Source organism: Adlercreutzia sp. (assembly GCF_056795635.1).
The window spans coordinates 49,106-69,941 of sequence record NZ_JBQIIT010000013.1 but is presented as its reverse complement, the minus strand read 5'-3'; the positions used below and the strand labels follow the sequence as shown (position 1 = coordinate 69,941).

Sequence of the window (20,836 nt, the reverse complement as noted above, 5' to 3'; positions counted from 1 at the left end):
TTCGGGCAGCGGGAAGGCTGCTCGCCCTTGGGGGAGGATCCTCTTACATGATGGCGCGGGAGAGCGGTTTGTTGAAGGTCTCGACGGGATATCCGGTGAGGATATTGCGCGCTGTCAGAAGATGCTCGGCGAAGGAGAGCTTGCCCGCGCCGTAGAGCCGGGCGGCCAGGCGCACGGCGGCTCCGTCCTCCATGGACACGTCGTCGGCCAGGAGCGCCATGACTGTGCCGATGAGCGAGCGCGGCACGTGGTAGTCGTTCTCGAGCGCCGTCACGCAGGCGACGATGGTTTCCGGGTAGGCTCGCGCTGCGCCGCCGGCGATAATGCGGCGTGCCTTGGCGGCGCGGCGCGGATCGTTGTCGAGCAAATAGTGCAGCAGGACGGTTTTGTCCACGATGACGATATCGTGGGAACGCCCCCGAGGCGCGCTTTTCGGTCGCTCAGCGTCGGATGCGCCTTGCTCCTTCAACCATGCGGCGCGCTCGTCGCTCGACTGGGTCGGATTGCCGTAATGGCGCAGCTTGCCGAAGGCGCTCGTGGCCCCCTCGCTCTTGCTGAGGTGCGGTGTGAAGGGGAGCCGCCGTCCGTTGACGCTCTCGGCTATGAAGAGCCGCACGGCCTCGGAGAGCGAGAGGCCCAGAGCCTCGAAGAGTTGTTCGGCCTCTGCCTTCATGGCGTCCTCGACGCGTACCTGCAGGGTGGCGTGCTTGCCCATGGGAACACCTCCGAAAAAATTTTTCGCCTCGCGAAATAGATCGAAAGCGGATGAAAATGCGTCTCATTGCGAGTATTTTCGCGACATCTTCCCAGTAAAACGAGGAAAGATGTAGTGCAATTGTAACACACTCGGAAGGTCTCTGGATTCCCGCGCCGGAAGGCGGGAGCGTCAGAGGCGACGAAATAGGGGGTTGCCAACGCCCGTTGAGCGCGTTATAACGTCCCCGACAGGTCAAAGATGACTTTTCCGATGCGCAAACGCTGCGCGCTTCCCATAGATTCCATTCCGTTTCAGCAGGGTGTCCCATCGATGCCTTGGTCTTGCGCGCCCCGGTTCTCGAGAAGGGGCTGGGCGAGAGCGAAGCGGGGGAATGCATGCTTCGAGCTATGAGAAAGAGGAGGAGTTCATGGGTTCTAAATTCGTCATTGCCGACCCGGGCCTGTGCATCGGCTGCCAGACGTGTATGGCCGGCTGCCTGCTAAAGCACAGCGCGCCGGGGGACGTTGCGAAACCCCGTCTGAACCTGATTACCACCCTGACCATCTCCGCGCCCATCGTGTGCCACCACTGCGCCGATGCGCCGTGCGTGGCCTCGTGCCCGGAAGGGGCGCTGTACTTCGATGAGGGTCGCGTTGCGGTGAAGCAGGAGCGCTGTATCGGCTGCCGCAGCTGCGTGCTGGCCTGTCCTTACGGTGCCGTGGACGTGGTCTCCCAAGAGGGCGCGGCGAGGCTGGGCGGCCTGACGGTGGAGTCGGCGCCCAAGGCTTTCCTGGTGAAGTGCGATTTGTGTTACGACCGCGAGGGCGGCCCGGCGTGCGTGGAAGCCTGTCCCACCGGCGGCCTTATGGTCGTCGACGAGGAGGAGCTTGCCGCCCGCCAGCGGGCCCGGCGCATGAAGGCCGCTGTGGCCTCGGGCGCGTTCGCCAGCGTGCCGCTGAATATGGATCTCAACTAGAACGGGGGAGTGAAACTATGGAAAAGCACATGGCCGTATGTCCCTACTGCGGCGCCGGATGCAAGCTCAACCTGCTGGTCGATGACGGAATGGTCATCGGCGCTGAGGGCATCGACGGTGTGACCAACGAGGGCGAGCTGTGCCTGAAGGGCCTGTCGGGCTTCGATTTCATCAACGACACGAAGATCCTGACGCCGCGCATCCTGCATCCGATGATTCGCCGCGAGAAGGGCGGCGAGCTGGAGCGCGTCACCTGGGACGAGGCGCTTGACTTCACGGCGCAGCGGCTGACCGAGATCAAGGAGAAGTACGGCCCCGACGCCATCATGCTGACCGGCTCCTCCCGCGGCCCGGGCAACGAGGCCAACTTCGTCATGCAGAAGTTCACCCGCGCCTGCATCGGCACGAACAACATCGACAACTGCGCGCGCACCTGCCACGGCCCCAGCGTGATCGGGCTTATGGACACCGTGGGATCCGGTGCCATGTCGGTGTCCATTCCCAACCTGGAAAATGCCGATCTCATCATGCTGTTCGGTTACAATCCCTCGGCCTCTCATCCTATTGTGGCCCGTCGCATCGTGAAGGCCAAGGAGAAGGGCGCCAAGATCATCGTGGTGGATCCGCGCTCCATCGAGACTGCCCGCATCGCCGATCTGTACATCCAGATCAAGAACGGCTGCAACCTCGCCTTCATGAACGCGTTCGCCAACGTCATCGTATCTGAGAATATGCACGACAAGGCCTTCATCGATGCCCATACCAACGGCTTCGACGCGTGGTGGGAGACCATTAAGAACTACACGCCGGAATCGGTGGCCGAGGTGTGCGGCTGCGATCCCGACGACATCCGCAAGGCGGCGCGCATGTACGCCACGGCCCCCAATTCCGTCATCGGCTGGGGCATGGGCGTGACCCAGCAGCGCCAGGGCGTGAAGGTGGTGCACACCATCGCCGCCATCGCCTGCGTCGCCAACCAGATCGGTCGCGACAATGCCGGTCTGGCGCCGGTGCGCGGGCAGAACAACGTGCAGGGTTCCTGTGATATGGGCATGTGGCCGAGTCTTCTGCCGGGTTACCAGAAGGTGGAGAACCCCGAGATGCGCGCAAAGTTCGAGAAGGCCTGGGGCCTGCCGGCCGGCGCGCTTCCCGCCGAACCCGGCTTCAAGCTGACCGATCTGCCCCACGGGGTGAAGGAGGGCAAGATTCGCGCTTTCTATAACTTCGGCGAGGATCCGCTGCAAACCGAGCCCGATTCCGCCGACATGAAGGAGACTCTGGAGAACCTGGACCTGCTCATCTCCCAGGACATCTTCATGACCCAGACGACGGCCCTGGCCGACGTGGTGTTCCCCGGCACCTCCTGGGGTGAGCACGACGGCGTGTTCTCCGCCTCGGACCGTACCTTCCAGCGCTTCACGGCCGCAGTGCCGCCCAAGGGGGAGTGCAAGCACGACTGGCAGATCTTCCAGGAGCTCTCGACGCGCATGGGCTACCCGATGCACTACGAGGACACCGAGGAGATTTGGAACGAGGTGCGCGAGCTGTGCCCCAACTTCTACGGTGCCACCTACGAGAAGATGGCCGGCACCGGCCACGCCCAGTGGCCCGTGCCCACGCTGGAGTGCCCCGGTACTCCGACGCTGTACAAGAACGGTCAGTTCAACACGGCCGACAAGAAGGCCATCCTCATGGCGCACGACTTCGTGGAGCCCACTGAGCTTCCCGATGATGCCTATCCGCTCGTGCTGTGCACCGTGCGCGAGGTGGGCCACTACTCCTGCCGCTCGATGACAGGCAACTGCAAGGTGCTCTCGATGCTGGCCGACGAGCCGGGCTACGTGCACATCAACCCTGCCGACGCCGAGGCGCGCAACATCCGCGACGAGGATCTGGTGTGGGTCAGCTCGCGCCGTGGCAAGGTGATTACCCGCGCGTGCTTGGACGAGCGCATCAACAAGGGCGCGGTGTACATGACCTACCAGTGGTGGATCGGCAAGTGCAACGATCTGACCATGCACGTGACCGATCCTCTGTCCGGCACGCCCGAGGACAAGTACTCCGCCTGCGAGGTGCACTCCATCGATGATCAGGTGTGGGCCGAGCGCCACATGCAGGCGCTCTACAGCGCCCTGAAGGATCGCCTGGCCGCCGAGGCCGCGCCCCAGAACGTGGCGCCGGCCGCCGAGGCGTCTGCGGAGTAGCCCGCAGCCGTCCGCTCTTTTCACCCGAAAGGACTCTGATGAACACCTTCATCGCCATAGAGCCGGATAGGTGCATAGGATGCGGCACATGTCTCGCCGCCTGCAGCCATGGCCACCGTATGGCCGGGCTGCAGGCGGAGCCCCGCCTCGCCCTGACATTCGCCCCGCAGGTGACCGCCGCGGTCACCTGCCATCAGTGCGAGGGGGCTCCCTGCTTGGCCGTGTGCCCCGTCGATGCCATTGCGCGCACCGACGAGGCCGTCGTTGTGAACGAGCAGGCGTGCATCGGCTGCAAGCTGTGCGCGATCGTGTGCCCCTTCGGCGCCATCCATCCGGCAGGCACGTCCACGGCAGGCGTTGCCGGTATTGCCTTTGAGACGCCGAGCCAGCCCCGGGGCACCTCCCCGCTGCTGGCCTGGAGCATCGGCGTCTACACCTGTGCCGTGAAGTGCGACTTGTGTTCCACGTACGACCCCGAAGGGGGTCCCCATTGCGTGAGGGCCTGTCCGACCAACGCGCTCTTTGTGCGAGATGCCACGACGCTCGGTGACGCTCGCAAGGACAAAATGAAAGCAGCCGCTACGGCCAATCAGATCATGATGAGTCGCTCGACCAACCTGAAGGAGGCCTAAATGCTGGAACTTATCTTTGTGTCCCTCGGGCTCTCCTGCGTCGCCGGCGCGCTGTCCCTGGTGGCGGGGAAGACCCCTGCCGCCTCTAAGACCATCGCCTGCGTAGGCGGCATGGCCTCGGCGGCCTGCGCCTTCATCGGCGGTGCCGGGGCCCTGCTGGGGCCGGCGGTGTACGCCAGCTGGGCGGGACCTATGCCATTCGCGAACTTCACGCTGCTGCTGAATCCCCTGGCGGGACTGCTCATCGCGGTCATCTCGGCCCTGGCCTTCGTGGCATGGCTCTACGGCCTGTCCTATTTCGACGAGTATTACGAGAAGGGCATGGGGGTCATCGGCTTTTTCATGAACCTGTTCATCGCCTCTATGAACCTGGTCATTCTGGCCGACAACGCATTTTGGTTCCTCGTGTTCTTCGAATTGATGTCGCTTACCTCCTACGTGCTGGTCGTCATCGACCAGACGGAGAAGTCGCTGCGCGGGGGCTTTTTGTACTTGATCATGGCCCATATCGGCTTTCTCATGATCGCCATCTCGTTCTTCGTGATGGCGTCGGCCGCCGGGTCCCTCGAGTTCGAGGCCTTCCGCACGAGCGCCTTTGCCCCCGGTGTGGCCACGGCGGCCTTCGTGCTGGCTTTCTTCGGCTTCGGCGCCAAGGCGGGCATGGTGCCCTTCCATTCCTGGCTGCCCCAAGCCCATCCGGCGGCGCCTTCCAATGTGAGCGCGCTCATGTCCGGCGGCATGATCAAGATCGGCATCTTCGGTATCTGCAAGGTGTGCTTCGATTTGCTGGGCGCGACCGGAGGCGAGATCGGTTGGGGCGTGCTCGTCATTATCATCGGCGCGGTATCGAGCGTGCTGGGAGTGGTGTACGCCCTGGGCGAGCATGATCTGAAGAGCCTGCTGGCCTATCACTCCGTGGAGAACATCGGCATTATCCTGCTCGGTGTGGGCACCGGTATCTACGGCTGGGCCGCTCACCTTCCGTGGCTTGCGGCCATCGGGCTTCTGGCCGGTCTCTACCACCTGGTGAACCACGCCATGTTCAAGGGGCTTTTGTTCCTGGGAGCCGGCAGCGTGCTGCATGCGACGGGCACGCGCAACATGGAGGTCCTCGGCGGTCTGGCGCGCCTGATGCCCGTGACGGCCCTGTGCTTCCTCGTGGGATCGCTGGCCATCTCGGCCATCCCCCCGCTCAACGGGTTCGTGTCCGAGTGGTTCACGTACCAGGGGCTCATCGGCGCGGCCATGGACGGCGACATCTTCGTGCGCGTCCTGTTCGCCTTCGCCGTGGTGGCCCTGGCCATTACCGGTGCTCTGGCCGTCACCTGCTTCGTGAAGGCCTTCGGCATCACGTTCTTGGCCCGGCCGCGCTCTGAGGCGGCCGAGCAGGCCCGCGAGGTGCCCGCCCCCATGAAGGGGGCCATGGTGCTGCTCACCGTTGCCTGCGTCTTCCTCGGCCTGGGAGCGGCTCTGGTGACGCCGGTGGTGGATTCCATTGCCGCCGCCATGCTGTCGGTGCCCCCGGTGCCGGCCGTGGAGGGTGCGACGCTCGTGTCGCTGGATACGGCATCGGTGGTCTCGCCGCTGGCGCTGGCGGTGCTCATGGCTCTTGTCATCGCCGCGTGCGCCCTGGTGCGCAACAGCGCGAACCGCGCCGCCGGCATGAAGGACGATCCGCAGACCTGGGCCTGCGGCTACCAGGCGGACCTGACCATGGAGACGCTGGCCTCCACGGTGGGCGCCAACGTGAAGAACTTCATGGGGCCGCTGTTCGCCATCCGCTTCACCGTGAACCGTGCCGGTGCCGCCGCAGCGCGTCTGTTCAGTCGTGCCCTGGGGCTCGAAAAGGCGGCTCCGTCCGCCTCCAAGGCCCCCGAGCCGGTGCTGTCCCGCTTCGACCGCGATCGCACGGTGGGCATCGCCGCCGCCCCGCACCGCGCTCCGGCGCTCTCGCACTCGGTGCTGTCCATCGTCAGCGATCTCGGCGCCTGGTTCAGCCGCATGGAGAGCGGCGATTTCCGCACCTACATCGTGTACATCGTCGGCGCGCTAGTGTTCTTCCTGGCGCTCATCATTCTGGTCCGATAGGAGGATGCCATGTCTGTCATTGTTGCGCTACTCCAGGCTGTCCTCTTGGTGGCCGCCGCTCCGCTTGTGAGCGGCATCACGCGGAAGATTCGCGCCAAGATGCACTCCCGCACGGGTACCGACATCTTCCAGGACTACCGCGATCTGGCCAAGCTCTGGCGCCGGTGCGAGGTGCGCGAGGGCGGCAGCGGGCTTGTGTCCCGGGCCATGCCGCCGGTGTTCCTCGGCAGCTTCGTGCTCATTGCCGCGGGTCTGCCCCTGTTCATGCAGGCCTGCCCGGTGCCCATCCTGGGCGATATCATCACCATCCTGTACTTGATGGCCCTGCCGCGCTTCATGTTCGCCCTGGCCTCCATCGACTCTGCTGGCTCGTACACGGCCATCGGCGGGGTGCGGGAGCTGCTGGTAGGCGTGCTCGTGGAGCCTGCGCTCGTGCTGGTGCTGTTCGTCATGGCCGTGGCCGCCGGCTCTACCAACACCGGGCTGATGGCCGCGGCCACAGGCTCGCTTCAGGCCCAGCCGCTCGTGGCCGTGGTGGTGGCCGGCGTGGCGTTTGCCATGGCCTGCTACATCGAGATGGGCAAGCTGCCCTTCGACTTGGCCGAGGCCGAGCAGGAGATCCAGGAAGGTCCTCTGGCCGCCTATTCCGGGCCGTCTCTGGCCATGCTGAAGCTGGGCGTGTCCGTGAAGCAGCTGGTGGTGGCGAGCTTGCTCGTGGCGCTGTTTCTGCCTTTCGGGGCCGCAGTGGATGCCTCGCCTGCGGCGGTGCTCGTGGGAATGCTGGCCTATGGCGCGAAGGTGCTTGCCGTCATGGTTGCGGCCTCGATCATCGAGAACGCCGTTATGCGCGTGCGCTACAAGCTGCTCGGTCGTTATACCTGGTTCGTCACGGGGATCGCGCTTCTGTCCCTGGTGTTCCTCGTCATTGGAATTTAGGTGGTGATGAATATGTTCGGATACCCGTTAGTCAACGTGCTGGGGGCCTGTCTCATCATTACCTCGATGTTGGTGGTGCTCGCCCGCACGGGGCGCGCGGCGGCCTGGCTGTACTCGCTTCAGTCGCTCGTGCTCGTGGGCGTGCTCGCGTCGCTCGGCGCGGTGACCGGCTCGGTGGAGCTGTTCACCTGGTCGGCCACGGCCTTCGCCACCAAGGTGGTGCTCGTGCCCGCCATTCTGCTGTTCACCCTGAAGAAGATCGGCGATGATGCGCGGGCGGATCTGCCGCCGAAGCTCAACCCCATGAAGTCGGTGGCCCTGGTGGCCGTGGAGGTGTTCGTGTGCTTCGTGGCCGTCTCCGGGATCGATTTGCCGACGGCTGCGGAGGTGCGCCCCACGCTGGCGGTGTCGCTGGCCCACTTCTTCATCGGGCTCACCTGCATCGTCATCCAGCGCTCCATCTTCAAGCAGATCTTCGGATACTGCCTGATGGAAAACGGCTCCCATGTGACCCTGGCGCTCTTGGCGCCCCAGGCCCCGGAGCTGGTGGAGATCGGGGTGGCCACCGATGCCATTTTCGCGGTGATCATTCTGGCCGTGCTCGTGTGGCGCATGGCGCGCTACACCCGCACCCTTGATGCCGACGACCTCTGCGAGCTGAAGGGATAAGCCATGGATTACTCTATTCTGCTGATCTGCCTGCTGGGTTGCCCGGTGGTTGCGGCCGTGGTGATGGCCCTGCCGCCCGCCAAGACCGCGCCCCGTGGTCTGTTCGAGGCCATTCATGTCCTGTCCCTGGCCGTCGTGGCCGTGTCGGGGCTTTGGCTCGTGGTCTCGGTGTTCGCCGGCAGCGACATCTTCGCCTTGGGCGGCTGGTTCCACCTGGACGGGCTGGGAGCGCTGTTCTTGGGCCTCATTGCCGTTATCGCGCCGGCCACGGGGCTGTACTCGCTGCCCTATGTGGCCCACGATGTGGCCGATGGGAAGCTCGGGCCCTCCCAGGTGAAACAGTACTACGTGTTCTTCAGCCTGTTCGTGTTCTCGATGATTCTGGCCGTCACCTCCAACAACATCATCATGATGTGGGTGTCGGTGGAGGCCACCACCTTGTCCACGGTGTTCCTCGTGGGGGTGTACCGCACCAAGCTTGCCCTTGAGGCGGCGTGGAAGTACGTCATCGTCTGCACGGCCGGCGTGGCCTTCGGTCTGTTCGGCACGCTGCTCGTGTACGCGAACGCCGCCGACGTGATGGCCGACGCGCATCAGGCGGTGTTCTGGACGTCCATCTTGCCCATGGCTCCCGCGCTCGACCACTCGCTCACGATGATCGCCTTCGTGTTCGCCGCCATCGGCTTCGGCACCAAGGCGGGCCTGTTTCCCATGCACACCTGGCTGCCCGATGCCCATTCCGAGGCGCCGAGTCCCGTGTCGGCCCTGCTGTCCGGCGTGTTGCTGAAGTGTGCCCTGCTCATCGTGCTGCGGTTCTACATTCTGGCCGCGGCCAACGTGGGGGCGGGCTTCCCCCAGCTGGTCATGGTAATTCTGGGCGTGCTCTCGGTGGGCTACGCGGCCTTCGAGGTGTACCGGCAGCGCGATATCAAGCGCAAGCTGGCCTACAGCTCGTGCGAGAACGTGGGCCTCATCGCCGTGTGCTTCGGCATCGGCGGTCCTTTGGGCATTATCGCGGGCCTGGTGCACTGCATCGCCCACGGCCTGACCAAGGCGCTCATGTTCTGCGTGGCCGGCAACGTGATGATGAAGTACCGCACCCGCGATCTGGAGAAGATCAAGGGCATTCTGGCCGTGGCCCCTGTGACCGGCGTGCTGTTCGTGGCCGGCTGCCTGGCCTTGGCCGGGTTCCCGCCCTTCGCCATGTTCGTGAGCGAGATGGCCATGATCCTGGCCGGCGTTGCCGCCGATGCCCTCTGGCTCGTGGCGCTCGTGCTCGTGGCTTTGGTGGTGGTCATCATGGCGCTTGTGTCCATGATCACCGGCTCGGCTCTGGGACGTGCGCCCGAGGGCATGGCCCGCAAAGATGTGCCGGCTCTGGCCCTGGTGCCCGAATGCGTGCTCCTGGCTTTGGTGGTGCTGCTCGGCGTGGCCCTGCCCGGGTCCCTGTTCGGCTCCATCGAGCGCGCCGGCGCCATCGTCATGAGCTACGAGGACGAGGACCCGGCGAGCGAGAATCTGTTTGAAGAGGCCTTGACGGCCCTGGCTGGAGACGAGGTTGAAGAGGAGGTGTCCGAGTAATGGTCAAGAGGAAGGCGCCCTTGCGGGTGGGGGAAACCCACGTGCAGGCCGTGCGCGACACGTTCCCCGGGGCGGTGCTGGATGCCACGTGGCAGGCGGCCGACCAGGTGACCGTCACAGTGCCCAAGGACATGCTGCCCGATGTGGTGGAGTTTCTGTACTACGGCCGCGGTGGCTGGCTGCCGAACATGGTGGCAAACGACGAGCGGCCCATTAACGGCAACTACGCCCTGTACTACCTGCTGTCCATGGAGGAGAGCGATCCGGGCTTCGTGACGGTGCGCGCCGAGGTGGATCCCTGTTCTATGGAGTACCCGAGCGTGACCCCGCGGGTGCCCGCCTGCGTGTGGAGCGAGCGCGAGGCCTTCGACCTGTTCGGCCTGCGCGCCCAGGGGCTGCCCGACGAGCGGCGGCTGGTGCTGCCCGACGACTGGCCGGCCGACCTGTATCCGCTGCGCAAGGATTCCATGGACTACCGCAAGCGGCCGGCTCCCGTCACCGACGTGGAGAACTACTCGTTCCTCTACGAGGGCCAGGCCGAGGAGGTCACCGAGGTGCCCATGGGCCCGCTGCACATCACCTCTGACGAGCCGGGCCACTTCCGCCTGTTTGTGGAAGGCGAGGAGATCATCGATGCCGATTACCGCCTGTTCTACGTCCACCGCGGCATGGAAAAGGTGGCCGAGAGCCGCCTGAACTACGATGCGGTCACGTTTTTGGCCGACCGCATCTGCGGTATCTGCGGCAATGCCCATTCTGTGGCCTATGCCGAGGCCGTGGAGCATGCCCAAGGCATCGAGGTGCCCGTGCGCGGCCAGTACATTCGCGCCATACTCCTGGAAGTGGAGCGTTTGCACTCCCATCTGCTGAATTTGGGGCTCGTGTGCCACTACTGCGGTTTCGACACCGGCTTCCAGCACTTCTTCCGCGTGCGCGAGAAGACCATGGACTTGGCGGTGCTGCTGACCGGTGCTCGCAAGACCTACGGCCTGAATCTCATCGGCGGGGTCCGTCGCGACATTCTGGACGCGCAGAAGATGGCCACCATCAAGTACGTGCGCGAGATTCGCAACGAGGTGGAGGCGTTGGTGGACATGCTCGTATCCACGGCGAACTTCGAGTCGCGCACCGCCGGGGTGGGTCGGCTCGACCCGGCTGTGGCCCGCGACTACAGCCCCGTGGGCCCCTGTGTGCGCGGCAGCGGCATTGCCCGCGACGTGCGCTTCGACCATCCCTTCGACGGCTACAAGTACTTGAGCGGCATGAAGGCCCGCAGCCACGACGGCTGCGACGTGCAGAGCCGGACCTTGGTGCGCGTGGAGGAGTTCATGGACTCGCTGACCATGATCGAGCAGCTGCTGGACGGAGCCCCAACAGGTCCGGTGCTCACTGAGGATTGGCAGTACACGCCGCACAAGTTCGCCTTGGGCTACACCGAGGCACCCCGGGGCGAGGATATGCACTGGGCCCAAGTGGGCGACAATCAGAAGTGCTACCGCTGGAGAGCCAAGGCGGCCACCTATTCCAACTGGCCCATTCTGCGCTACATGTTCCGCGGCAACACCGTGGCCGATGCGGCCATTATCGTGGGCTCCATGGATCCGTGCTATTCCTGCACCGACCGCGTGACAGTGGTGGACGTGAAGAAGAAGACGGAGACAGTGCTCACCAAAGACCAGCTGGAGGGCTACTGTCGCCGCCGCACCCATTCGCCGCTTTCGGGGACGGGGGTGTAGGCGATGCTGAAGCTGTTCAAGGAAATCCGCAAGGCCGGCGACGCTACGACGGGCTATCCCTTCGAGCCGTTGGACATGCCCACGGGGTTCCGCGGCAAGCCAGAGCACAACGAGAAGCTGTGCATTGCCTGCGGCGCCTGCGCCATTGCCTGTCCGGCCAATGCCATCACCATGAATTTGAACGACGATCAGTCTTATGTGACCTGGGATATCAGCTACGGCCGCTGCATCTTCTGCGGGCGCTGCCAGGAGGTGTGCCCCTTGTTCGCCATCGAGTTGACGACCGACTTCGAGCTGGCGGTGCTGAGCAAGGCCGACCTGTCCGAGTCCTGCGCCTATGAGGTGGCGCGTTGCGCGGTGTGCGGCAAGCCCTACGCCGCCGCCAAGGAGGTTGACTATGCGCGCCGGGTTCTGAAGAGCGTGGGAGGTCCTGCCGCTGCCGAGGTGGGGAAGCTGGACGAGTGCCTGGCCTGCCGCCGCCGCGAGGATGCCCGCGCCTTCCAGGCCCAGGCCCGCACCGAAGGAGGTGCCCGATGATCGAGAACGATTTCCCCGCGCGTCTCCAGTGGAGGCCGGACCCGGTTGCCCTGGACGCGTCGGTGGCCGAGGCCAAGAAGAAGCTGCTTCAGTCCATCAAGCGGTCGGTGTACGTGTACCGCGTGGACTGCGGCGGCTGCAACGGCTGCGAGATCGAGATCTTCGCCACCATCACCGCGGCCTTTGATGCCGAGCGCTTCGGCATCAAGGTGGTGCCCTCGCCGCGCCACGCCGATGTGCTGCTGTACACCGGCGCCATGACCCGGGCCATGCGCGAGCCGGCGCTGCGCGCCTATCAGGCGGCGCCCGATCCGAAGATCGTCATCTCCTATGGAGCCTGCGGCTGCACCGGCGGCATCTTCCATGACAACTACTGCGTGTGGGGAGGCACCGACCCTATCCTGCCCGTGGATGTGTACATTCCGGGCTGCCCGCCCTCGCCGCCGGCCACCATCTACGGGTTTGCCTGCGCCTTGGGGCTGCTCGACCAGAAGCTGCATGCAAGCCACCATGTGGCCCCTGTCGGCGAGCAGGCGCCCGTGGCCTTCCCGGCCATACCCTACAAGGTGCGCACTGCCTTCGAGCGCGAGGCGCGGCGCATGAGCGGCTACTACTACGGTAAGCAGATCGTGGACGAGTTCATGATGGCGCTCTCCAAGGACGCGACCGATGCCCTGGCCGCCGCCGACAGGCTCATCGAGCGCGAGGCCGATATGCGGAAGAAGGCCGTGTTCATGGATTTGAAGGCGCTTCTGCTGAGCAAGGTCGTGCAGGAATGAGTGTGACGGTGCGCCAGCGGCCGCCCGCGCCGGGTGCGGAAAGGGCGCTCGCCGCGGGCGGAGAAGCGGGGTGCGGGCGGGCCGTGCGCCCGGCGGCGGCCCACACCACCGATGGGCGCACGGCCCGGGATGTGGTGTTCTATCGGCTGGGGAAGAAATTTGTGGATCACGAGCGCTCCATCCCCGAGGATGTGCGCTCGGTGCTCTACTACACCTTGGCCATTGGGCATCATACCGGGGTCATCGATTGCCTCGAGCCGCGCCTGGCCACGTCCCGGGCCGTCTTCGCGGACGTATTGGCGGCCCTCGGGGCCGGCGAGGCGGCCGACAAGCTGAGGGGCATCGAGCGCTTCGGCGAGATCGAACTGAAGAAGGAGCATGTGCCCCTGCTGAAGCCGGCGGTGCTGGCGGCTCTGGAGAGCTGCGGTGCCGTGCCCGAGCGGCGATCGGCCGCCGAGGGGCTGGTGACTGCGGTGGATGTGCCGTCGTGGCTGGAGGAGTTTCTGTTCCTGCTGGACGAGGTGCAGTGCGAGCCGGCCGTGTACGCCATGGGAAGGAGGGCGTCGTGAACGCGAGCGCCGAGGATATCCTGGCCGCGAGCGAGGCCGGGGCGCGGGGCGGCAACGTCGTCTTTTGCGTGGGCAGCGTCCTGCGGGGCGATGATGCCGCTGGCCCGCTTCTGGCCAAGCGCCTGGAGGATGATCCTGTGGCCGGCTGGATGGCGGTGGACGGGGGCCAGACGCCCGAGAACGATTTGGGCTACCTGCGCCGTCTCGCCCCGCGGCGCCTGCTTTTGGTGGACGCGGCGGCCATGGGACTGGAGCCGGGGGCCGTCCGGCGCCTGCGAGCCGAGGATGTGGCGGTGCAGTCGCTCATCACCACCCACACGCTGCCCATCACCTACCTGCTGGGGGAGTTGGAGCAGATGTGCGGCGAGGTGACCTTCCTCGGCATCCAGCCCGGGGGCACGGAGTTCTTCGATCCGGTGCACCCGCGCGTGCTGGCAGCTGTGGAGTCGGTGCACGCCGCTCTTGCTGCGGGCGGCGATTTCGAGCAATACCCGTTTGTAACGTTATGATTGGGGAGGAATATCCATGTCAATTGTAAAAGAAGATCTGCTGTCCATCAGCCCCGATGCGCTGGCGCCGGCCGCCACCGAGGCCAAGGCCGAGGCCGTCGGTGTGACCAAGGCCTCCATGGGCGGTGCCAAGTGCTTCGTATCCGCCATGCTGGCCGGGGCCTTCATCGGCTTCGGCGGCATGTACTTCTGCACGTTTTTGGGCGATACCGCCATGGCTTTCGGGGTACAGCGCCTGGTGGGCGGCTTGTGCTTCTGTTTGGGCCTGTGCCTGGTGCTCTGCTGCGGGGCCGAGCTGTTCACGGGCAATGTGCTCATGGCCTGCGCCAAGGCCTCGAAGAAGATCAGCTTCGCCGGCCTGTTTCGCAACTGGGGCATCGTGTGGCTCGGCAACCTGGCCGGCTCCTTGGTGGCGTTGGCTATCATCTATATGTCGAACCTGCAGGCCATGAACGGGGGTGCGGTGGGCGAGGCCTTCGTCTCGGTGGCCGCCGGCAAGGTGACGTTGGCGCCCGAGGTGCTTTTCTTCAAGGCGGTGCTCTGCAACATTCTCGTGTGCCTGGCTGTGTGGATCGGGTTTTCCTCGAAGACGACGGCCGACAAGGTGCTCGGCATCCTGCTGCCCATCTCTGCTTTCGTGGCCTGCGGCTTCGAGCACTGTGTGGCGAACATGTTCTTTTTGCCCATGGGGCTGCTCCTGAACACGGTGGCCGGCATCGGGGCCGCAGGGGCGGTTACCCTGGGAGGGGTGGCCTACAACCTGGTTCTCGCTACCCTCGGCAATATCGTTGGCGGCCTGGTGGTGGGCCTGGCCTATTGGTTCATCTACCATAAGAAGCAGGCTTAAAGAGGCTGCGGCGCACGCTGCCGGGAACTGGTGAAGGGAAGAGGATCGTGAGAGTGGTCGACCGATATCGAGAGGGCGAGGCCGTGGAGGCCTGCGACGGTGCGCTGCTGCGTCCCGACGGATCCTTCGAGCCGGTGTGCCGGCCGGTGCTCGCCGAACACGCCATGGAGGTGCTCGTGAACACCGTGCCCACCCTGCGGATGGTGTGCACCCCCGATCATCTGATCGATCTCGTGGTGGGGCGGCTGTTCACTGAGGGCATTGTGGAGGATATCGACGAGATTGAGGAAGTGTACCTCTGCGAGCAGGGGACCCGTGCCTCGGTGCTGCTCGACTGCAACCGGGCCGACTTCTCCCGCCGGGGGGTGGAGACGGTTCCCACCTGCTGCACCGGCAACCGCACCTACAATCGCTATTTCACGAGCGATGCGCGTCCGGCCAAGGTGACCCCCATTCCCTGGGAGGCGGAATGGGTGTTCGCCGCAGCCCGGGCCTTCGCCGAGGACACGCCCCTGCATCGGCGCACGACCGGCACCCATAGCTGTTATCTGGTGCTGGGGGGCATGGTAGTGGCCTGCTGCGAGGACTTGGGGCGCCATAACGCCTTCGACAAGGTGGTGGGCCTGGCCTTGAGGCAGGGAATCGATCTGCGGGATGCCCTCATCTTCTCCAGCGGGCGCTTGCCGGTGGACATGGTCATGAAGGCCATCCATGCCGGCGTTCCCCTTCTGGCTACCAAAGCGGTGCCCACCGATGAGACCATCCGCCTGGCCCGGGAGTTCGATTTGACGCTCATCTGCCAGGCTCGACCCGACGGGGCCGTCGTGTACAACGATCCGGCGCATCGCTGAGGAGTTTGCGCGGCGGCTGCGACGACGCGCTCTCCGCGCGCTGCGCGGGCGAGAGGAGGCGGGAGGTGGCAATGACGCGGCAGAGCGCGGGGGAGGGCGCGCTGCTCGTGCTTTCCCTCGCCGCGCTGGGGGTCGTCGTCGGCGCGCTTACGGTGGCGCTCGATCTTGCTGTGGACGGGGCCGCTGTTGCTTTCGGAACCTACGGATGGCTCGGGTGGCTGCTCCCTGTGGCGGGGTTTGCGTCCTATGGCGCCTATCGGGCTCTGAGGATCGATTTCTCGTGGAGTACGGCTCGGGTCATGGGGGCAGTGCGCGATGGGCGCCCCGTCCCCGTGTCGCTTGCTCCGGCCATTATCATCGGCACGTCCCTGACGGTTCTTTGCGGCGGTTCGGTGGGCAAGGAGGCGGCCGCTCTTCAGATGGGCGCGGCCGCAAGCGAGCCCTTCCGGAAGTATCTTCCCGGGCGCCTTTCCCGCCTGCTGCCGTCGGCGGCCCTGGCGGCGGCGCTGGGGGCCATGCTGGACGCTCCGCTGGCTGGGGCGGTTTTCAGCTTCGAGGCGCTGCGAAGGCGCCCCCAGTCTGCCGCGGATGTCTTCGCGCCGGTTGCAACGGCGCTGGTGGCCTGGGGCGTGACGGGGGCGGCAGGGGTTCGGTTCCTGGTCGCAGCCCCTTTTCTCCCGGATGTTGCGGCGCTCGGGGCGACGGGAGGAGCGGCCCTTGCGGGAGGGGTCGCCGCCGGCCTGATTGCCCTGCTGTTCTGCAGGGCCCTGCTGGCCTTGCGCAAGGGGCTGGCGCGGCTGGGCGCCCCGGTGTTCGCCTTGGCGGTGGGAGGGGTGGCTACGGCGCTCGTTTTGGGCTATGCGGAGCTGTTTCACTGCGAAGGGTTGCGTGCCTTTTGCGGCACGGGCGCGGCCCAGATATCCGTGGCCCTCTCCGGCGGCGGTCTGCCATGGTGGGGTTTCGCCATGAAGGCCGCCCTCACCTTGCTCACGTTAGCCGGCGGTTTCAAGGGCGGTGAGATCATGCCGGTTCTCGCCATTGGAGCCTGCCTGGGAATCGCCCTGGCCGATGGGGCGGCGGCCCTGGGCGCGACGGAGGTTGCACGGGGCGCGCTCGCTGTGGCCGTTATGGCCGCGTTCTTTGCCGGCTGCACCAACTGTCCGCTCACCGCTGGCATGTTCGTCCTCGAGCTGCTCGGGCCTTGGGCGCTGGTGATTTCCGCGCCTGCCGTGACTACCGCTTTTCTCGTTGCCCGCTCCGCGAGCCTGTACCCGACGAGCCTCCCGCGCTAGTCGACGACGCCTCCTTACCCCACCAGCGCTCTCAAGCGGGCGACGGCCTCGTCGGTGAGGTGGAGGCCGTCGCGGAGGTAGGCGGAAAAGTCGCCGTAGAGGTGGTCGATCTCGTCGAAGTACGCGCGCAGATAGGCTGGCCGCGCCTCGAGAAACGACAGGAGGCAGGCGCGCTCGTAGGTGGTCATGCCCGCGTCCAGCCGAGAGGCCTCCTCGGCGATGAGGTCGGCGTGGTCCTCGTTCACGCGTAGGTAGTCTTCCATGACGGTGTCCTCGTCGGCGCCAGTGACACGCAGCAGGGTGGCGCAGAGCACGCCGGTGCGGTCCTTCCCGTTCACGCAGTGGATGAGCGCCGGCTTCTGCTCGGCGGCCAGGGATCGCAGGGCCTGGCCCACGAGGGGGTACTCGCTCACGTAGCGCCGGTAGTTGGCGCTCATGCGCTCCTCGGGCGCGCCGTACTTCCCGATGACGCCGGCCACGAGGCGCTTGTCGGCGTCCTTGCGCCGGGTCTCGGCAGCGGGGGTGAGCGCGATGGTCTTCATCCCCACGATGTAGGGTTCGGGGTGCGCCGCCACCTCTGCGGCTGTGCGCAGATCGTAAATGGTGGCAATGCCCAAAGCCTGGGAGAGGAAGGCCGCTTCTTCGCCGGTGAGATTTACCAGCTCGCGGGAGCGGAAAATGCGCGCCTCGGCGAACGAGCCGCCCACGCCGCGAATGCGCGCCGTGCCGAAGGTGCGGGCGAGGGGCAGCGCCTCGAAGGCGAATCCGGCCACCAAAGGCGATGGCTCGCCGTCCTCGGTCACCGGCCGCACCTTCAGGAGATAACGCCCGGCCTGCGGCGGCGTGTAGACGAATCGCCAGTTCACACCTCGGCTCTTGTCCACGGCCTCGGTGGGATAGGCCGTCCAGGACGCGCCGTCGTCCAGGGAGAACTCCATGGCGGCGATGGTACGATCGAAGTCGTCCACGTAGCCCGAGAACTCGATGGGCCGGCCTACGTAGTAGGGCGGCCGCGTGGCTGGGGCGAGGGGATTGCGAGTGGCTTTCGTCACACCAGATCGCCGCGAATCTCGAAGAGGGTGCGGGCGAGGTGGGCGAAGGCCTGCTCGCCGGCGCGGGAATCGGGAGCGCTTGTCATGATGACCATGAGATAGTCGCGCCCGTTGATGGTGACGATGCCCGCATCGCAGACGGCGTCATCCTCCTCGCCATCGATCCAGCCGGCCTTGTTGCGCACGGTGATGTTGGTGCCGATGGAGGCGACGGTCTTTTCCTCGCCTGATGAGCCGGCCTCCTCCGCCTCGAGACCGGTCTCTCCCGTTACCGCCACGGCGAGCTCTCCCGCAGCGTCGTCAGCGCCGGTGACGGAGATGAGCGCCTCGCTCGCCGCGCCTTCGTCGCCGTCTCCGCCGCCCTCGTCGCCGGTGGCTTCGTCGGTCTGCTCCTCTTCCACGCCCTCCTCGGTGCCAGAGCCTTCTTCGGGCAGGTAGTCGGTGTGTCCGGCGCTCGTGGTACCCAGGGCACCGTTGCGCAGGAAGGATACCTCGGTCTTGGCGAAGGTGTCCGAGAGCCACTGGGCCGCTGAAGTGTCGGCTGTGGTGAGGTAGTCGTAGATCTTCAGCCACATGAGGGCCGCCTGGCGGGCGGTGTAGGTGGGGAAGTAGGTGTCGTCGACCAGCGCGGTGTCCACCCCGGCCTCGGTGAGCCATTCCTTCATGCCCTCGTCGCCGTAGGCGCGACGCAGCTTGCCGTAAGCGCTGTTGTCGGACCAGATGATGGTGTTCTCCACCTGGGTGAGCCGCGAGGAGCGGGTGCGGTTGATGTCGTTGGGAAACTCCTTGTTCACCACATAGGCGCAGAAGGGCCCCTTGAAGGAGCTGGCACCGTAGATGGAGGCATCCAGGTTGCTCGCGATGCCGCGGCCGGTGCCCAGATCCATGAGCAGGTAGCCGGCCTCGTAGCCGTTGGTTTCGTAATAGGTGAGTGAGTTGCTCAGGTTTACGAGGGAGCGATCGGAGAGCACGGGAGGCTCGACGCCTTCGGTGCTGGCCGTGTCCAGGGCGAAGGCGAAGGGCACCTTCTGGTCGGGCAGGGCGGTGATCTCCTCGCGGGTGGGGCTGTGGGCCGGCAGCTTGGCCAGATCGGGTTCGACGGGCCGCGCGAGGCTGACCTGGGTGGCCATGTTCTGGCTGATGTACATGGCATTGTTCTGCACGGCGTTGAGGCCCTGCACGCCGACGTGCTTCGCCCCGTCCTGGGACACGGCGGGGGCGAAGGGGCCGATATGGGCGATGGCCATGATGAAGACGATGGCCAGGGCCGCAGCCATGGCGAGCATACCCGCGTGGCGCAAATCGAGGCTGGCCATGAAGCCCCCGATGCCTCTGAAGCCGCCCGAGCGGGGCGCGCCGTGACTGCCGAAGTTCGGGGCCTTGGGGGTGAGGGCCGAGACGGCTCCCGCGAAGATGGCCTTGGCGAGGCCGGAGTGGCGGGTGGGGCTGCCGGCGCTGCGCGGAGTGCGTTCGCGGTGGGCGCAGTGCGGGCGTCCGGGGTGCCCGTCGCGGAAGGACTCGGGGCCGTGGTCTCGGCGGCCCGCTGCGGGATTGCGACGGCCGGAGGGGAGACGGCCGGGCCGGTCGGTGCCAGAACGGGGGCGCGAACGGTCGGAATCTTCATCGCGGAGGGGATTGTGCCGGGTGCGGCGGCTCTCGCTCGCCGATCCGGGCCGGCCTTCGAGGCGGCCGGTGGAAAGGCTCAGCCCCCCGGTGCGCCGGGGCGCGTCGTCGGAGCGACTATGGTCGGAGCGGGACATAGGGTTCCTTTAGGGGTGCGGCGTTTGAGCTTCGTTTCTCGATGGGTTAATAGTAGCAATTTGCGGCCCTGCTGGGGCGGCTCCTTACAAATTCCTTAACGCAAGCGGCACAAAAAGACACACGTGCGCGAGCGGGGGAGTCGGCGAGGGGCGTCTCGCGAATCGTGGCGCAGCGGGCGAGTGGGGGCGTCCGGGACGGCTTCCCTGTGGAAGTTTGGTTGCGCGGCGATGCGGGGGCGCTCGGCTTCACCCACTTCGCCTATACTAGTGCCCTACGAGTTCGAGTGCCTCGAATGGGTATGGGCGGCGACAAGTTCCGAACCTGGTCAGGTCCGGGAGGAAGCAGCCATAAGGGACCGCTGACGAGCGCCCATACCTATTCGGGGCACTTTTTCATGACATCGCCGGCGCGCTGGGGGCGGGCTGGCAGCGTTTCGAAAGGTTCAACTGCTTCATGGGCATTATCGACTTCTTCATCAACCTGCTGAAAGACCCGCGCGGCTTTATTGCCGGCTGGATTATCGCGCTGGGGCCGGTGTGGGTGTACACGCCGCTGTTCCTCATCGTGTTCGTGGAGACGGGCCTGGTGTTCTTCCCGTTCCTGCCCGGCGACTCGCTGTTGTTCGCGGCGGGCGTGTTCTCCGCCGACGGGGGCGGCCTGAACGTGTGGGCCACGCTCATCGTGTTCTACCTGGCGGCCATTTTGGGCAACACCTCGAACTACTGGATCGCGCGGCTGTTCGGCAGCCGCATCATCGATTCGGGGAAGGTAAAGGCGCTCACTCCCGAGCGCATGGCCAAGCTCGACCACTTCTTCGAGCGCTATGGCGGCCTGACCATCGTCATCACGCGCTTCATGCCGTTCTTCCGCACCTTCGCCCCCTTCATCGCGGGTACGGGGCACATGAACTTCGGCAAGTTCACGTTCTTCAACGTGATCGGCGGCGTGGCCTGGGTGAGCCTGTTCGTTTTGGTGGGCTACTTCTTCGGAGGCGTGCCCTTCGTGCAGGAGCACTTCGAGGTAATCGTGTTGGGTATCGTGGCCGTATCGGTGGCGCCGGCGTTCATCGGCGTCATTAAGGCGGCTCTGAACGGACGCAAGGGGAAAGGCGGGGAATAGG

General features: G+C 65.7%; 19 protein-coding genes and 1 other RNA gene. 17 read left to right on the top strand and 3 right to left on the bottom strand.

All coding sequences use genetic code 11. The features are described from left to right. Positions 1–43 precede the first annotated feature (43 nt). The gene (locus tag ACTOXK_RS08750) at positions 44–715 is read right to left on the bottom strand and encodes a type II toxin-antitoxin system RelB/DinJ family antitoxin (protein ID WP_482279901.1); all 672 of its coding nucleotides are present in this window, start codon (positions 713–715) and stop codon (positions 44–46) included. 409 nt (positions 716–1,124) lie between these two features. On the opposite strand from ACTOXK_RS08750, the gene ACTOXK_RS08745 reads away from it, so the two are divergent. From ACTOXK_RS08745 to ACTOXK_RS08675, 15 genes are all read left to right on the top strand, one after another. Next, positions 1,125–1,673, top strand: coding sequence for a 4Fe-4S dicluster domain-containing protein (locus ACTOXK_RS08745; RefSeq protein WP_482278730.1), 549 nt, complete (start codon positions 1,125–1,127; stop codon positions 1,671–1,673). Positions 1,674–1,690: 17 nt separating this feature from the next. Further along, a complete protein-coding gene (gene fdhF / locus ACTOXK_RS08740) occupies positions 1,691–3,877 on the top strand; it encodes a formate dehydrogenase subunit alpha (RefSeq protein WP_136434751.1) in 2,187 nt (728 codons plus the stop codon). Between the two features lie 38 nt (positions 3,878–3,915). Further along, a complete protein-coding gene (locus ACTOXK_RS08735) occupies positions 3,916–4,509 on the top strand; it encodes a 4Fe-4S dicluster domain-containing protein (RefSeq protein WP_482279561.1) in 594 nt (197 codons plus the stop codon). Further along, positions 4,510–6,597 (top strand): hydrogenase 4 subunit B, encoded by a 2,088-nt coding sequence (hyfB, locus tag ACTOXK_RS08730; protein WP_482279900.1) that lies wholly within the window; start codon positions 4,510–4,512, stop codon positions 6,595–6,597. A 9-nt stretch (positions 6,598–6,606) separates the two neighbouring features. After that, positions 6,607–7,533, top strand: coding sequence for a respiratory chain complex I subunit 1 family protein (locus ACTOXK_RS08725; RefSeq protein WP_482278070.1), 927 nt, complete (start codon positions 6,607–6,609; stop codon positions 7,531–7,533). 12 nt (positions 7,534–7,545) lie between these two features. Next, entirely contained in the window at positions 7,546–8,202 is a 657-nt protein-coding gene (hyfE, locus tag ACTOXK_RS08720; RefSeq protein ID WP_482278069.1) for a hydrogenase 4 membrane subunit, read from the top strand. A 3-nt stretch (positions 8,203–8,205) separates the two neighbouring features. After that, the gene (locus tag ACTOXK_RS08715; protein WP_482279899.1) at positions 8,206–9,783 is read left to right on the top strand and encodes a hydrogenase 4 subunit F; all 1,578 of its coding nucleotides are present in this window, start codon (positions 8,206–8,208) and stop codon (positions 9,781–9,783) included. Then, a complete protein-coding gene (locus ACTOXK_RS08710) occupies positions 9,783–11,519 on the top strand; it encodes a hydrogenase large subunit (protein WP_482278067.1) in 1,737 nt (578 codons plus the stop codon). The genes ACTOXK_RS08715 and ACTOXK_RS08710 overlap by 1 nt, the downstream gene beginning before the upstream one ends. A 3-nt stretch (positions 11,520–11,522) precedes the next feature. Continuing rightward, complete coding sequence (locus tag ACTOXK_RS08705; RefSeq protein ID WP_482278066.1) at positions 11,523–12,056, top strand: formate hydrogenlyase complex iron-sulfur subunit; 534 nt, start codon at positions 11,523–11,525, stop codon at positions 12,054–12,056. After that, positions 12,053–12,835, top strand: a complete 783-nt coding sequence (locus tag ACTOXK_RS08700; protein ID WP_482278065.1) for an NADH-quinone oxidoreductase subunit B family protein — start codon at positions 12,053–12,055, stop codon at positions 12,833–12,835. The genes ACTOXK_RS08705 and ACTOXK_RS08700 overlap by 4 nt, the downstream gene beginning before the upstream one ends. Further along, on the top strand, positions 12,832–13,404 hold the full coding sequence (locus ACTOXK_RS08695) for a formate hydrogenlyase maturation HycH family protein (protein WP_482278064.1): 573 nt from the start codon (positions 12,832–12,834) through the stop codon (positions 13,402–13,404). The genes ACTOXK_RS08700 and ACTOXK_RS08695 overlap by 4 nt, the downstream gene beginning before the upstream one ends. Beyond that, positions 13,401–13,913, top strand: a complete 513-nt coding sequence (locus tag ACTOXK_RS08690) for a hydrogenase 3 maturation endopeptidase HyCI (RefSeq protein ID WP_482278063.1) — start codon at positions 13,401–13,403, stop codon at positions 13,911–13,913. The genes ACTOXK_RS08695 and ACTOXK_RS08690 overlap by 4 nt, the downstream gene beginning before the upstream one ends. Positions 13,914–13,929: 16 nt before the next feature. Beyond that, entirely contained in the window at positions 13,930–14,760 is an 831-nt protein-coding gene (locus ACTOXK_RS08685) for a formate/nitrite transporter family protein (RefSeq protein ID WP_482278062.1), read from the top strand. Between the two features lie 47 nt (positions 14,761–14,807). Next, entirely contained in the window at positions 14,808–15,611 is an 804-nt protein-coding gene (fdhD, locus tag ACTOXK_RS08680; RefSeq protein WP_482278061.1) for a formate dehydrogenase accessory sulfurtransferase FdhD, read from the top strand. A gap of 71 nt (positions 15,612–15,682) precedes the next feature. Continuing rightward, a complete protein-coding gene (locus ACTOXK_RS08675; RefSeq protein ID WP_482278072.1) occupies positions 15,683–16,903 on the top strand; it encodes a chloride channel protein in 1,221 nt (406 codons plus the stop codon). Positions 16,904–16,917: 14 nt separating this feature from the next. Here the strand turns inward: ACTOXK_RS08675 and ACTOXK_RS08670 are convergent, their stop codons facing one another. Further along, complete coding sequence (locus tag ACTOXK_RS08670) at positions 16,918–17,955, bottom strand: tyrosine-protein phosphatase (protein ID WP_482278060.1); 1,038 nt, start codon at positions 17,953–17,955, stop codon at positions 16,918–16,920. Further along, positions 17,952–19,715 carry a serine hydrolase gene (locus ACTOXK_RS08665; protein ID WP_482278059.1) on the bottom strand — a complete coding sequence of 588 codons (1,764 nt, stop codon included), beginning with the start codon at positions 19,713–19,715 and terminating at the stop codon, positions 17,952–17,954. Before ACTOXK_RS08665 ends, ACTOXK_RS08670 begins: the two co-directional genes overlap by 4 nt. Before the next feature lie 291 nt (positions 19,716–20,006). Here ACTOXK_RS08665 and ffs point away from each other — a divergent pair. Both ffs and ACTOXK_RS08655 read left to right on the top strand, forming a co-directional pair. After that, positions 20,007–20,100, top strand: an RNA gene (gene ffs, locus ACTOXK_RS08660) — signal recognition particle sRNA small type. A 69-nt stretch (positions 20,101–20,169) separates the two neighbouring features. Further along, positions 20,170–20,835 (top strand): VTT domain-containing protein, encoded by a 666-nt coding sequence (locus tag ACTOXK_RS08655; protein WP_482278058.1) that lies wholly within the window; start codon positions 20,170–20,172, stop codon positions 20,833–20,835. The last annotated feature ends 1 nt before the right edge of the window (position 20,836 follow it).

Excerpts from the sequence above, each read along its gene's own strand:
- ACTOXK_RS08665 (WP_482278059.1), bottom strand. The coding sequence starts at position 19,715 with ATGTCCCGCTCCGACCATAGTCGCTCCGACGACGCGCCCCGGCGCACC.
- ACTOXK_RS08735 (WP_482279561.1), top strand. The coding sequence starts at position 3,916 with ATGAACACCTTCATCGCCATAGAGCCGGATAGGTGCATAGGATGCGGC.
- ACTOXK_RS08745 (WP_482278730.1), top strand. The coding sequence starts at position 1,125 with ATGGGTTCTAAATTCGTCATTGCCGACCCGGGCCTGTGCATCGGCTGC.
- ACTOXK_RS08685 (WP_482278062.1), top strand. The coding sequence starts at position 13,930 with ATGTCAATTGTAAAAGAAGATCTGCTGTCCATCAGCCCCGATGCGCTG.
- fdhF (WP_136434751.1), top strand. The coding sequence starts at position 1,691 with ATGGAAAAGCACATGGCCGTATGTCCCTACTGCGGCGCCGGATGCAAG.
- ACTOXK_RS08715 (WP_482279899.1), top strand. The coding sequence starts at position 8,206 with ATGGATTACTCTATTCTGCTGATCTGCCTGCTGGGTTGCCCGGTGGTT.
- ACTOXK_RS08750 (WP_482279901.1), bottom strand. The coding sequence starts at position 715 with ATGGGCAAGCACGCCACCCTGCAGGTACGCGTCGAGGACGCCATGAAG.
- ACTOXK_RS08675 (WP_482278072.1), top strand. The coding sequence starts at position 15,683 with ATGACGCGGCAGAGCGCGGGGGAGGGCGCGCTGCTCGTGCTTTCCCTC.
- ACTOXK_RS08695 (WP_482278064.1), top strand. The coding sequence starts at position 12,832 with ATGAGTGTGACGGTGCGCCAGCGGCCGCCCGCGCCGGGTGCGGAAAGG.
- ACTOXK_RS08655 (WP_482278058.1), top strand. The coding sequence starts at position 20,170 with ATGGGCATTATCGACTTCTTCATCAACCTGCTGAAAGACCCGCGCGGC.
- hyfE (WP_482278069.1), top strand. The coding sequence starts at position 7,546 with ATGTTCGGATACCCGTTAGTCAACGTGCTGGGGGCCTGTCTCATCATT.
- ACTOXK_RS08700 (WP_482278065.1), top strand. The coding sequence starts at position 12,053 with ATGATCGAGAACGATTTCCCCGCGCGTCTCCAGTGGAGGCCGGACCCG.
- hyfB (WP_482279900.1), top strand. The coding sequence starts at position 4,510 with ATGCTGGAACTTATCTTTGTGTCCCTCGGGCTCTCCTGCGTCGCCGGC.
- ACTOXK_RS08710 (WP_482278067.1), top strand. The coding sequence starts at position 9,783 with ATGGTCAAGAGGAAGGCGCCCTTGCGGGTGGGGGAAACCCACGTGCAG.
- ACTOXK_RS08705 (WP_482278066.1), top strand. The coding sequence starts at position 11,523 with ATGCTGAAGCTGTTCAAGGAAATCCGCAAGGCCGGCGACGCTACGACG.
- ACTOXK_RS08725 (WP_482278070.1), top strand. The coding sequence starts at position 6,607 with ATGTCTGTCATTGTTGCGCTACTCCAGGCTGTCCTCTTGGTGGCCGCC.